Origin of the sequence: Candidatus Tisiphia endosymbiont of Parasteatoda lunata (assembly GCF_964030955.1) — a bacterium.
Taxonomy (GTDB): Bacteria; Pseudomonadota; Alphaproteobacteria; order Rickettsiales; family Rickettsiaceae; genus Tisiphia.
Genome location: NZ_OZ035003.1, coordinates 24,523 through 36,473, shown reverse-complemented (window position 1 = coordinate 36,473; position 11,951 = coordinate 24,523). Strand labels below are relative to the sequence as shown.

Genomic DNA, 11,951 nt, shown 5'->3' with positions numbered 1-11,951 from the left:
AATATCGCTTTTATGTTAAAAGATATATACTTTTCTAGTTTTAAGAATTGGAATATATTGATAAAAATTTTTTATGAATCTACATCAAAATAGATATTATGACAACAAAACTATTATCCGTTTTCTCGTGGTTTACTACTTTATTTCATCAATTACGGTTATCAATCAGTTCAATAAATTTTTACCAAGATGTTTATAGATCATATACAGGGTATGGAATTAAATACATATTTACTGTATCTTTTATATCATCATTGATTTTCTGTCTTTTTATATTTAATTATTTGTTGGCTTTGACGGATTATTTTACTGAAAACCGCTCTACAAAAAGCACCATAACTATTGAATATATATTAAAACAGTTACCGGAAATCTATTATGATGGTAGTAAAATTTTAGTTGATCAAGATGAAGCTATATATTTACTCGATGAAAATGGTAATAAAATTGCTGTTATAGACTCAAAGAATCAACTACCTTATAGCGAGAAAATTAAAGTTCCTATCCTCTTTAGTAGCAATAGTATAACCCTTACTACGATTGAAATAACTGATAAAAAAAAGAGTGTATTTAGTATTGGATATTCTAAATTATTTACTTCTGATCAAAAAATTCTAACTGAAGAAGTTATTAAAAAGCATTTTTCTAGGATTCTTACACAAGCACCGAAGGTATTTATTTACATTTTAATGCCGATAATGATAGTCTTTCGTTTTGTAACAATTTTATTCGAAAAAAGCTTTATTATCATATTAGTATATCTGCTAACTAATTATTTTGGTCCTAAATCCTCTTGGCAAACATGCACTAGGATAGTATTATTTTCAAGTGGAGTGCCCATTTTATTACAACCTATTATCGTTATATTTTTACCAGAATTGAGTGGCATGGTATTTTTTATACAGATGTTTGCCTATTTTTTACTCTTTTTGGGGATGTTGCAAATACGAAGTAAATAGGGAAGGGGGGTCTAAACGTTAACTTTCTAGGCTTTGTTTATACAGTAACAATATTAATGATATTATGCAAACTCAAATCCAAAAATGGGGAAATAGTTTGGGGATCAGAATTCCTAAACATCTAGCTGATAAGTTACATTTTTAACAAGGTACATTTGTTAATTTAGAAACAGCTGATAACTATTTGATTATCAGTACAGAACCACCAGAATTAGATATATTGGATAATATTACAGATTCTAACTGTCATAATGAAATATTAAATGATGACATTGCTGTAGGCAATGAATCGTGGTAACATTCATACCTGAAAGAGGTGATGTAGTTTGGCTTAATTTTGAACCTCAAAAAGGCAAAGAGATTCAAAAAACACGATCAGCGGTAGTTCTTACTCCTTATAAATATAACCTTAAGAGTGGTCTTGCTCTATTTGTACTATCACTAGTCAAGTTAAGGGCTATCATTTTGAAGTGATAATAAACTTTGAACAAATAAGGGGAGCAGTATCTAGTGTAAGTAAAAAATATAGGATGTTTATTGTCCCACTTTGGGAGAAAAACCCCGCACTTGCAGTGCGTCGTTTCAACATAAATTTTAAATATCTTATCAAGAAAAGATAAGAATGAATCATACAGATATTTTTTAACAAAATCTTACACTTCACAGATATATTCTTTTTGTGTTGTGACACTTTCTAAATGAGCCATACACAAATAGTTTCTAACTTTTAAGTTAGTACATAAATTAGGCATTCATGCCGTAATATTAAGCTCTGCACTTGCAGTGCAGAGTGGTTAACTATAGCTGGCGTAATGTTTGTAATTTCTTGTATAGCTGTAGCGAATATACGTAACTCTTAATATTTATAAAAGCCATACAAATTGTTGTTTTGAAGTTGTTGATTTGAAGTAGTTTTGACTAAAGGTAAAAATCATGAAATTCAAACAATTTAAGAAATTTTTATGATACGAATTATCGCCGGCAAACATAAAAATCGGATCATACCTACCTTAAAAAACTCTAACTATCGTCCTTCCACAGGGAAAATCCGAGAGGCGATTTTTAGTATACTAACTTCAGGAGAATTCATTGATTGTAGGTTATTTAACTATGAATCTAAAGTTCTCGATTTATTTGCCGGCACTGGTAGTCTAGCTTTTGAGAGCTGTTCTAGAGGTGCTGGGGCAGTTACATTAGTTGATATAAATGCTAATTATTTACAGGCAGCAAAAGAGTTTGCTAGTAAAATAGGTGAGCTGGATAAAATGATTTTCCTAAATATCAATGCAGTAGCTTTGCCAAAATGTAAAAACAGCTTTGATTTAATTTTTATTGATCCGCCATACGGTCATAATCTTGTATCGAAGGCAGTTAATGCTTTAAAAAAAGGTCAATGGTTAAAAGATGGTAGCATTATTGTAGTCGAACTTGCTAAAAATGAAGATTTTAGCGATGATTCTTTACAGCTAATTAAAGAAAAAATATACGGTGATAGTAAATTGCTTATCTTAAAATACATAGTCCGTCCGCCAAAAATATTTAAAGCCCCCCATAATCTATGATTGAGTTAACCACTCTGCACTGCAAGTGCAGAGCTTAATATTACGGCATGAATGCCTCATGTATGTACTAACTTAAAAGTTAGAAACTATTTGTGTATGGCTCATTTAGAAAGTGTCACAACACAAAAAGAATATATCTGTGAAGTGTAAGATTTTGTTAAAAAATATCTTATCTTATCTTTTCTTGATAAGATATTTAAAATTTATGTTGAAACGACGCACTGCAAGTGCGGGGTTTTTCTCCCAAAGTGGGACAATAAACAAGAAGCTTCCCTATCAATATATTTTGACACTTCTCTGTAGATCCCGCTAGGGCGGAAATCCTTACTATTTAACCATCGACTTGCACTATCATGAGATAGGTTTATTGGACTTACTTCAGATAATGCTTTACCACTATATCTTACGCTACTTGCTTGTAAAAATGATTTATATAAGTCTTTGCTACATTTTGATCTTGCCATGCTTAACTAAAACTCTTTCTTGCTAGATTAACATATTTTTTGCTAAGTGCGAAACTCCTGATTAAGATTCAAATGCAAGAATTGTATGGAGCTGACGTTAGCGAAAGTTTGATAAGTCAAATTACTGATGATGTAATTGAGGATGTCAAGATATGGCAAAGCCGACCATTGGATCGAGTATATGCTATAGTACTTTTTGACTGTTTAGTAGTAAAAGTACGTCAAGATAAACGAATTATCAATAAGTCTGTATATGTAGCATTAGGTATTGATTTATCTGGAAGGAAGGATATTTTAGGATTGTGGATCAGTGAAAATGAAGGAGCGAAATTTTGGCTTGGTAATTTTACTGAGATGAAGAACAGAGGTATGCAAGACATGCTTATTGCTTGCAGTGATAATTTAACCGGTATGTCTGAGGCAATAGAAGCAGTTTTTCCGAAAACCGAACATCAATTATGTATTGTACATCAGATTAGAAATAGTTTAAAATATGTATCATATAAAGACCGAAAAGAATTAGCGGCTGATTTAAAGCCTATATATACTGCTAGCACAGAGGAAGAAGCACATCTTGCTTTAGAATCTTTTGAAGCTAAATGGAGTAAACAGTATCCACAAATTGCTAAATCTTGGTATGTTCATTGGGAAAATTTAATGGTTTTTCTAGGATACCCTGAGGCGATAAGGAAAGTAATATACACAACTAATAGTGTAGAATCTGTCAATAGCCAATTACGTAAGGTTACTAAGAATAAACGGGTTTTTCCAAATGATAATGCTGTTTTTAAGACCTTGTATTTGGCAATTGATTATATGACCAAGAAATGGGTTATGCCGATTCCAAACTGGAACGCAGCTATGGCTCACTTTTTGATAAAATTTGAAGGTAGAATTTAAGCCCTATGAAAAATTTACACACTTAATTAGAAAGGCTCGAATTAGCGGCTGATTTGTATACCTGCAGCAAAACTGCATAACTTTATCTAATGTTTTTGCTAGTATGAATTTTTTATACATTTGGGTTTCATACTATGCAAATACCATCAATTACTATTGAGCAAGTAGCTCAGCAATTTAAAGCCTGGCGTCAAACTAAAACTAATAAGTTTGATCCTATACCAAACCATCTAAAGGAATTAGTTTACCAATTACTCCATCATTATTCTTACCAAGAGATAGCTAAACATCTTAATATTAATAAAGCAACAATCAGTTCAATTAAAAAAGCCCATGAGCCTACCCTCAAAACTTCTCCTGTCTCAACTTCAAATCAAGCTCTACAACAAAATATTAATTTTCTCCCATTTCAACTATTAAATTCTATAGATACCGATCCTGTAGCTGCCCCCAAACAAAATCACTATACTTGTCACATTATTAAACCAAATGGTACCAAACTTATTATCCAAACACTAGAACCAAAAACCATAATTCAGACATTTTTATGCTGCAACTAACCCCGGCGTCAGTTATTTTTGTTGCCACTATTGCCATCGATTTTCGCAAGGGTATCGATGGCTTAATCGCTGTTTGTAGACAAAAACTTTCTTCTGACCCTCTTAATGGTTCCTTGTTTTTATTCTATAGTTAACCACTCTGCACTGCAAGTGCAGAGCTTAATATTACGGCATGAATGCCTCATGTATGTACTAACTTAAAAGTTAGAAACTATTTGTGTATGGCTCATTTAGAAAGTGTCACAACACAAAAAGAATATATCTGTGAAGTGTAAGATTTTGTTAAAAAATATCTTATCTTATCTTTTCTTGATAAGATATTTAAAATTTATGTTGAAACGACGCACTGCAAGTGCGGGGTTTTTCTCCCAAAGTGGGACAATAAAAACAGAACTGCCATTAAAATTTTGTCCTTTGACGGTCAAGGCTTTTGGCTATGCTCTAAACGCCTATCCAAAGGTAAATTTACCGCAAAACTTTTCCCATCTGATAATTCATCTTATCAAATTTGTTATAGAACCTTACACATTCTTATTCATAATGGTGATCCTAGTTCTGCCAAATTCTCTAATGATTGGCTTCCTGTCGTTTAAGCTGCTGTCTCGATTAATTCCGTATTATTCATATATCTTGCATAGGCAAAAGCCGTATAATTCGCAGGACGCTTCTTTGCTTTGCTACTCTGCTCTTGTAGCCAATTTAAATATTTAAAGGCATTGATCTCGTTCTCACTACAAGTCTTTACTATACTATACAGACCACTATGTATCTCAGCACTATTGATTGTTTTAAAGAATAATGAATTCTTCCTTTGTAAAATAATGGTACGCAGTGATCTCTCAGCCCAATTATTATCAAGATTGCTAACTGGGATTTTTAAAAATTGGGTCAAACCTTCTTTATTATTTATCCAATATTTCATAGCTTGTCCAAGCCTACTATTAGGCTCAACTTTCTTGTCATTAAATAATTCGTCTATTTTGTTATATATGTTTTCTATATATTTACTGCTATGTTCCTGATGATACCCAAGTTTTTCTTCAGGACTCATCTCTTTACATTGATGTTCATTGTGGTAAATCCCTCGTGTTTGTTTGAGAAAATATCCGCATTCTTCAGGGTAATATAGTTCATTCTCTGTAAATTTTCTCTGACCATGTGACAAACAATTGATCATCACTATTATTGCCAGTAATTCTTGATCTGCTTCTGATAATACCGGGTTATTATTGTTACTTGCGTCAGTCATTAATTGGATAGAATCTGTTCTATTCTTACGATTCTTTAGTACGTTACCTATATTTTCTCCACCATGCCTATTACCGGTAAAATATAAAACTATCACCTCATTATTTGCAGTCTTAGCACATATTGTAGTAGTATAACAGCTGCGTCCTTTCTTATTTTGAGTACGTAATTTCTTATTGGCTATAGTAATTTCTAAAATCCTAGCTCTAGTATCATCAAGGTTCAGTGAACTACATTCGGCAGCCATTTCCAATAATACCCCGTAAATTTCAGCTCCACCACCTTCTTGCCAAACATCTAAATATTGTTGCCAGAGCGAGCTATATGCCACAGGAACACCACTTAAACTTTGCAGCCTAGATAAACGGTAGAAAGGAGTACCATAGGTCTTTTGTAACACTATTGCACTTCTGCTACTATTTGTCCATTTGTTGATATTTTTATTGTTCATAACTATATAATCACAAGCATTACAACGTAGCGTTTTCTTTACATATCTGTTGACTGTAATTGGAGCATTACCTGTAAATTGTAGCAATTTTCTAGCTTCACTATTATATAGTTTGCCATTACAACAGTGAGGACAGCTATCACCACTACAAAAATTCTCAGGAGTTAAATAGCTGGTATTCGCATCCTTATAATCATCAAACCCATATTTACCTTGCCAATTACTACGATCTATCTTTTTGGGCTTATCGCACTCTTCTTCATTACCACCATTCCCGTTATCAGATTCACTTGGCGGTTCTTTTAATGAATCTGAACTATCTTTTTTTTGTTATCTGCCTTAAAACCAATCAGCATTTCCTTAAGCTTATTTATACTGATATTTGATGATGCTAGCTTGTCTATTAGCTCATTACAAAATTTCACAAGTTCTACTATCGTTTGCTGTTCATCTCCCGTTAATGAACTTTCCTTGACATGTTGTATTAGTTCTTCTCGTTCTTCAGCACTTAAGGTCGCTACTTTTGGTTTTTTCATTTGATTAATTATCATTATTATTAATATTTCAAATGTTATAATATAATTGGTACTTTTTCAACTAGTTTTTATTACAAAACTTACGCTATGTTATCTCAAGTATGACTAAAAACCTTGGCTGAAAGCCATTTTTTCATAGTAAAGAATTTTAATAATATCTCAGTACAAAGCCACTTATCATAAAACATAGCGTAAGTTTTGATTAATCGGTGATATTTGCATAGTAGAAACCCAAATTTATACAATAAATTCATACTAGCAAAAAAATTAGATAGTGTTACGCAGTTTTGCTGCAAGTATACGCTGATTTAAAGCTTATATATACTGCTAGCACAGAGGAAGAAGCACATCTTGCTTTAGAATCTTTTGAAGCTAAATGGAGTAAACAGTATCCACAAATTGCTAAATCTTGGTATGTTCATTGGGAAAATTTAATGGTTTTTCTAGGATACCCTGAGGCGATAAGGAAAGTAATATACACAACTAATAGTGTAGAATCTGTCAATAGCCAATTACGTAAGGTTACTAAGAATAAACGGGTTTTTCCAAATGATAATGCCGTTTTTAAGACCTTGTATTTGGCAATTGATTATATGACCAAGAAATGGGTTATGCCGATTCCAAACTGGAACGCAGCTATGGCTCACTTTTTGATAAAATTTGAAGGTAGAATTTAAGCCCTATGAAAAATTTACACACTTAATTAGAAAGGCTCAAAAAGTTTTCCTTGTTTTTGTGATTTGATAATATTTTCTATTGGCATATTGACTGAAATCCATAAGGTTTATTAGCATATTTTAACATTTTCTTATGGATTTCTTTATAGTCACCTTTTTGGTTAAAACCCCCAGCTTCAGCTGGGAAAGACTTCAGTCCTTGTTCTAATATTTCAATTCACTATAACTTGAATATATGATATTTTAATATACATGAAGAGCTTGCTCTTATGTATATTAAAATATCATATATGACAGATTATAACAAGACTAGCCACACTGTATTTTACCATCGCTTTCATGTTGTTTGGATCACTAAATATCGCTACAAAGTATTGCAGGGTAACTTATAAGAATTAGGATCAGAGAGATAGCACAGGCATTAGTAATATCTCTTTAGAGTAATAGCGACTTCCAGTCTAGATATCAACCCACCAGCTTCAGCTGGTTGTTATTGAGTATTTTCTGCCATTAAAACCTATTATCTATAAGACTTATAGAGTTTTGCCGGACAGACTATATAGTCTCCCCGTCAAAAGTGCTAAAAATTAAGAAAAATTCAAAATTTAATACCTTAGCCAAAAATTCTTGTATAAAATTTGAGAGTTTAATTTTTTTGATTTAAATTTTTGGTACAAAAAGATGATTTTTAGAGAATTTTTGCATGATGATTTATTAACGATTTTGTAATTATTTGATTATTTTTTTACTGACTAATTTCTATGTAGAAAAATTTGTTTTGAGTAAATGATTCGCAATACACCGTAAGTTCAATCCTACAGCGGAAATTAACGGATTAATGACATCTCCTATTACCCCTTTCAGGTAGTTTCTGCCAACTCTACCATAACTTTTAAGATGCCCTATTATCGGTTCTATGGCACTCCGTCTCTTGAGCATTGCCTTATCATCTGACGATAGTTTCTTCTTGCAATATGGGCTATACACTTTGCCCTTCTCCTTAAAATTATTCCCCTTGTAACCTGAGTCAACAAAGGTTCTTGCTACTTCAACTCCTGTTAATTCTTTTACAATCTCTACAGTCTCCGATAATGTATGCCCATCATATGGATTGCCATGAAAAGATTTTGTCCCTAATACAAAGTTACCCCGACCACTTACTGCTATCGAAACCTTATTACCAAACTCGTATGGCTTGTTTAATTTCCCTTTACCAATGCACTCTACCTCCGGTGCATGAAAACTATATAATATTTTATTCTCTTCTTTATATTGTTCTTTTTCTGCTTTACTCAATATAGATTGTACTTGTATCTTTTTTATCTTATTCAGTATTTCTTGTTGTCTTGCCGATAAACTTAACTTTGCTTTAGCTATTTCTCGCTGACATATCCTAACTAAACGACCCAGTAATACTTTTAAATGCCTCATTATTTTCTTACGCTTCTTGGCTTTACTATTATCCTTATATTTCCATAATTTTAATATATCTCTTTTATATTGCTTGGCATATGTTTCATTTAACTTGATGCCTAAGGCATGACATAGCTTTACTAGCTCTATTCTTGCCTTATCCATCAAGTACACATCATGGGGATACTTAATATTCTTAATTTGTACAGTAGTATCAACTATTATCGATGCTAAGTCTTTTTTTTTACTACACCTGCTTTGCATCCGATTCTTATCAGCTCCTTTAATATCTCATTGTAGCCATCTTCTCCTAATATAGTACGAAACCGACGGATACTAGCTTCTGATATTTCAGCATCTTTCTGCAAATATTCCCAACCACAAAAATACTGCCAATATACGTTCTCTCTTAACTCTTCCTCAGTCGCTGCATCTGACAGGTTATACATCGCTTGCAGCATAGTCACCCCAAGTAACAGGCGGTGACATCTGCGATTCCTACCAAATTTCTTAATATCAACATTTGCTGACAACCATTCCTCTAAACTAGACCAATTTATTAATGATCTTAATTTATATAATTTATTATTGTGGTTTAATTCTTCGGTCAGTTTGTAACCAAAAAGTTGTCCTTGTCTTTGCAACTTTGTTATATTTTCTATCGGCATTAATCAGATAATCCTTAAGTTTTTTGCCAATATTATAGCTTTTTCTTATGGATTCTCTATATATTTTTATCTGCTAAGCATATTATATATTATCCTTCTAGACTTTTGACGGGGAGACTATATATCCTCAAAATATGACAAAAATTTTACTTTATTACTACTTTGCCAATATCCTCTCATTGCTGCCTAACTTGTTCTAAGAATCAATTTATATTTTAATGCAAAGTGGTTTATACAAATTTTTAATTGAAACATCTAAACCTTGCAAAACGCAATGATTGAAACAAATATATGATTTGATTGAGATATAACCTTCTTTGTATACAACTTTGCAGCATTTTGCTTGATTGATGGCTCTATAGCTATTCTACAAATGCAGAACTAGAACCTGCCACATCTACTAAGGTAGTCTCTCCTAGCGAATTTATATGCAACAAGTTATCTATTTCTTCAAATCTATCTTTAAATTCCTGGTTCTCACGTAAATCATTGAATGAAGTAAGTATAATATTACTAATAACTTCCTGGCATTCTTTATTACCTACAACAAACTTCTGAGCATCTTTTATGGCATCAGTCAATACCTTAAATTCTAATTCCTTCAACTGAGGAGTACGTTGATTAAACTCATCGAACACTCCAAGTAATTTCTTAAATTCTTCTATTTTACCTCTTCCGAGAAATCCACCTAAGACATCTCTTTCAGCTACAAAAAAAGCTTCTTTTCTTTCTTGAGTAATTACAGGCTTTTTATCATAGAATCGCGTTTGAACCCAATTGGCAATCCTATCTAACCTATTATTCCTAACTGACCCAGCTAAAAATTCTGTAAGGTGCTCTCTTGCTGATTCATATTCTAACATTTTTTTTCTATGCATAATTCAACTCCTCTATGTATTTTTTTAACTAAAATCAACATTTACGCCATATAACTCAGCCGCTTCAACTTCTCCGCTAGTAAGAAACGAATGATGAGCTTCATCACCACTATAAAACATTCCTATTTTATCGGTTTCTTGATTAAGAGTATTCATAAAATCTTGTTGTTCATCATTTTCTATACCATAATCCTTGATGGCTAATCCAGAAAAAGCTTTTAATATCTCCAAAGGATAGTTATCACTTACATAATTTTCATCACCAGCATTTTTAAAACCTTCTTGAAATGACTTAAAAGGCAATATCGATAGATAAGCATGATCTATAATTTTCTTAGCTAGTTAACCACTCTGCACTGCAAGTGCAGAGCTTAATATTACGGCATGAATGCCTCATGTATGTACTAACTTAAAAGTTAGAAACTATTTGTGTATGGCTCATTTAGAAAGTGTCACAACACAAAAAAATATATCTGTGAAGTGTAAGATTTTGTTAAAAAATATCCTATCTTTTCTTGATAAGATATTTAAAATTTATGTTGAAACGACGCACTGCAAGTGCGGGGTTTTTCTCCCAAAGTGGGACAATAAAGAGGGATTTAAATCTTTTTCCCTAAACACTACCTTATCATTATAACCTATAGCACTATTTATCTGATCCTTTCTATACTCTGCTCCATCTTTAACATGATAAGCTGCTTTTCTACTTCCTTCTGCAGAAGGAAGCACATTAATTAGTCTTATAGATTGAACTTTTTTATCCGACTCATTTGCTGGAACTAACACCTTTTCTTCTAAAGGCTTAAAATCGAATGCATCGTATAAGTGTTTTGCTATATGATACCTTACGTAATCTAAATCCCCTGACTGTTGTTCTACATATTGCATCATAACTTGAAGGGAAACGTTTCCATTATAACGATCCTCTAATTCCTTTTCTAATTCTCTGATTTTTATTTTAGTGTTATACTTTTCATTATATTCCATAATTTTTGGTTGTATCTCCACATCATCATCTCTATCATTTACTAAAGATATAATCTTATTTATTGCCTTCAACGCATCTATCACTTTTTTAATTCTATTTCCTTCATTTTGTACAATTCTTACCTTTGGATCTTGTTTTTTCTCAGTCTGTAATTTACCTCCTTTTGCTAATTCTGCTGCCTCATCATGAGTTAATATCTCAAATTCATGCCCTCTAGGTTCTTTAGCTTTCGCCGCTGAAGAATAATAACGAATTTCATTGATCAAAGTATTTCCTTCTTCAGGAAACGCAGTGTAAAGCATTTGACTAAACAGAGTCAACATTAATCTTCCAATAGCTTCATAGGCAATACCTATTGTGTTTTGATCTTGGATTGCTTGCTGCAGTGAATCTATAGAGTAATCAATAAACTTACCCATACTTCTTGTATAATTTGCCTTAAATTGTTCTACCTGTTCCTCATCAAAAAGATTATCTTCTTTTATTGTCCCACTTTGGGAGAAAAACCCCGCACTTGCAGTGCGTCGTTTCAACATAAATTTTAAATATCTTATCAAGAAAAGATAAGATAAGATATTTTTTAACAAAATCTTACACTTCACAGATATATTTTTTTGTGTTGTGACACTTTCTAAATGAGCCATACA

At 32.3% G+C, this 11,951-nt stretch carries 18 protein-coding genes; 9 read left to right on the top strand and 9 right to left on the bottom strand.

The genetic code is table 11. The annotated features are described in order from the left end of the window. Positions 1-98 precede the first annotated feature (98 nt). The 3 genes from AAHN00_RS00210 (at position 99) to AAHN00_RS14895 (ending at position 1,433) form a co-directional block, all read left to right on the top strand. Positions 99-959 carry a DUF1189 family protein gene (locus AAHN00_RS00210; protein WP_342271759.1) on the top strand — a complete coding sequence of 287 codons (861 nt, stop codon included), beginning with the start codon at positions 99-101 and terminating at the stop codon, positions 957-959. Between the two features lie 64 nt (positions 960-1,023). After that, positions 1,024-1,104 carry an AbrB/MazE/SpoVT family DNA-binding domain-containing protein gene (locus tag AAHN00_RS14900; RefSeq protein WP_410521460.1) on the top strand — a complete coding sequence of 27 codons (81 nt, stop codon included), beginning with the start codon at positions 1,024-1,026 and terminating at the stop codon, positions 1,102-1,104. Between the two features lie 146 nt (positions 1,105-1,250). Further along, positions 1,251-1,433, top strand: a complete 183-nt coding sequence (locus AAHN00_RS14895; RefSeq protein WP_410521397.1) for a type II toxin-antitoxin system PemK/MazF family toxin — start codon at positions 1,251-1,253, stop codon at positions 1,431-1,433. On the opposite strand, the gene AAHN00_RS00205 is transcribed toward AAHN00_RS14895, so the two are convergent. Next, positions 1,420-1,650, bottom strand: a complete 231-nt coding sequence (locus tag AAHN00_RS00205; protein WP_342271758.1) for a hypothetical protein — start codon at positions 1,648-1,650, stop codon at positions 1,420-1,422. The two genes, AAHN00_RS14895 and AAHN00_RS00205, sit on opposite strands and share 14 nt — an antisense overlap. Before the next feature lie 271 nt (positions 1,651-1,921). Here AAHN00_RS00205 and rsmD point away from each other — a divergent pair, with 271 nt between their 5' ends. Further along, the gene (gene rsmD / locus AAHN00_RS00200; protein ID WP_342271757.1) at positions 1,922-2,521 is read left to right on the top strand and encodes a 16S rRNA (guanine(966)-N(2))-methyltransferase RsmD; all 600 of its coding nucleotides are present in this window, start codon (positions 1,922-1,924) and stop codon (positions 2,519-2,521) included. 203 nt (positions 2,522-2,724) lie between these two features. Here the strand turns inward: rsmD and AAHN00_RS00195 are convergent, their stop codons facing one another. Beyond that, positions 2,725-2,985 carry a hypothetical protein gene (locus tag AAHN00_RS00195; protein ID WP_342271599.1) on the bottom strand — a complete coding sequence of 87 codons (261 nt, stop codon included), beginning with the start codon at positions 2,983-2,985 and terminating at the stop codon, positions 2,725-2,727. 39 nt (positions 2,986-3,024) lie between these two features. Here AAHN00_RS00195 and AAHN00_RS00190 point away from each other — a divergent pair, with 39 nt between their 5' ends. From AAHN00_RS00190 to tnpB (AAHN00_RS00175), 4 genes are all read left to right on the top strand, one after another. Continuing rightward, positions 3,025-3,885, top strand: a complete 861-nt coding sequence (locus tag AAHN00_RS00190) for an IS256 family transposase (protein WP_342271756.1) — start codon at positions 3,025-3,027, stop codon at positions 3,883-3,885. Between the two features lie 134 nt (positions 3,886-4,019). Next, positions 4,020-4,445, top strand: a complete 426-nt coding sequence (locus AAHN00_RS00185; RefSeq protein ID WP_342271013.1) for a hypothetical protein — start codon at positions 4,020-4,022, stop codon at positions 4,443-4,445. Beyond that, the gene (tnpB, locus tag AAHN00_RS00180) at positions 4,433-4,579 is read left to right on the top strand and encodes an IS66 family insertion sequence element accessory protein TnpB (RefSeq protein WP_342270934.1); all 147 of its coding nucleotides are present in this window, start codon (positions 4,433-4,435) and stop codon (positions 4,577-4,579) included. The genes AAHN00_RS00185 and tnpB (AAHN00_RS00180) overlap by 13 nt, the downstream gene beginning before the upstream one ends. A gap of 162 nt (positions 4,580-4,741) precedes the next feature. Then, a complete protein-coding gene (tnpB, locus tag AAHN00_RS00175; RefSeq protein WP_342272708.1) occupies positions 4,742-5,038 on the top strand; it encodes an IS66 family insertion sequence element accessory protein TnpB in 297 nt (98 codons plus the stop codon). On the opposite strand, the gene AAHN00_RS00170 is transcribed toward tnpB (AAHN00_RS00175), so the two are convergent. Then, positions 5,035-6,231, bottom strand: coding sequence for an IS66 family transposase (locus tag AAHN00_RS00170; protein ID WP_342271755.1), 1,197 nt, complete (start codon positions 6,229-6,231; stop codon positions 5,035-5,037). The genes tnpB (AAHN00_RS00175) and AAHN00_RS00170 overlap by 4 nt on opposite strands. Positions 6,232-6,446: 215 nt before the next feature. After that, entirely contained in the window at positions 6,447-6,680 is a 234-nt protein-coding gene (locus tag AAHN00_RS00165; protein WP_250310741.1) for a hypothetical protein, read from the bottom strand. Positions 6,681-6,967: 287 nt separating this feature from the next. Between AAHN00_RS00165 and AAHN00_RS00160 the strand changes: the two genes are divergently transcribed. After that, entirely contained in the window at positions 6,968-7,357 is a 390-nt protein-coding gene (locus AAHN00_RS00160; protein ID WP_342271754.1) for a transposase, read from the top strand. Positions 7,358-8,116: 759 nt separating this feature from the next. On the opposite strand, the gene AAHN00_RS00155 is transcribed toward AAHN00_RS00160, so the two are convergent. From AAHN00_RS00155 to AAHN00_RS00135, 5 genes are all read right to left on the bottom strand, one after another. Further along, positions 8,117-9,034 (bottom strand): transposase, encoded by a 918-nt coding sequence (locus AAHN00_RS00155; protein WP_342271532.1) that lies wholly within the window; start codon positions 9,032-9,034, stop codon positions 8,117-8,119. Continuing rightward, positions 9,001-9,438 (bottom strand): transposase, encoded by a 438-nt coding sequence (locus AAHN00_RS00150; RefSeq protein ID WP_342270975.1) that lies wholly within the window; start codon positions 9,436-9,438, stop codon positions 9,001-9,003. The genes AAHN00_RS00155 and AAHN00_RS00150 overlap by 34 nt, the downstream gene beginning before the upstream one ends. 362 nt (positions 9,439-9,800) lie before the next feature. Further along, the gene (locus AAHN00_RS00145; protein ID WP_342271753.1) at positions 9,801-10,316 is read right to left on the bottom strand and encodes a hypothetical protein; all 516 of its coding nucleotides are present in this window, start codon (positions 10,314-10,316) and stop codon (positions 9,801-9,803) included. A gap of 24 nt (positions 10,317-10,340) precedes the next feature. Beyond that, positions 10,341-10,619: a hypothetical protein gene (locus tag AAHN00_RS00140; RefSeq protein WP_342271752.1), complete on the bottom strand. Its 279-nt coding sequence runs from the start codon at positions 10,617-10,619 to the stop codon at positions 10,341-10,343. A 231-nt stretch (positions 10,620-10,850) separates the two neighbouring features. Continuing rightward, complete coding sequence (locus tag AAHN00_RS00135; protein ID WP_342271751.1) at positions 10,851-11,948, bottom strand: hypothetical protein; 1,098 nt, start codon at positions 11,946-11,948, stop codon at positions 10,851-10,853. Between the last annotated feature and the right edge of the window lie 3 nt (positions 11,949-11,951).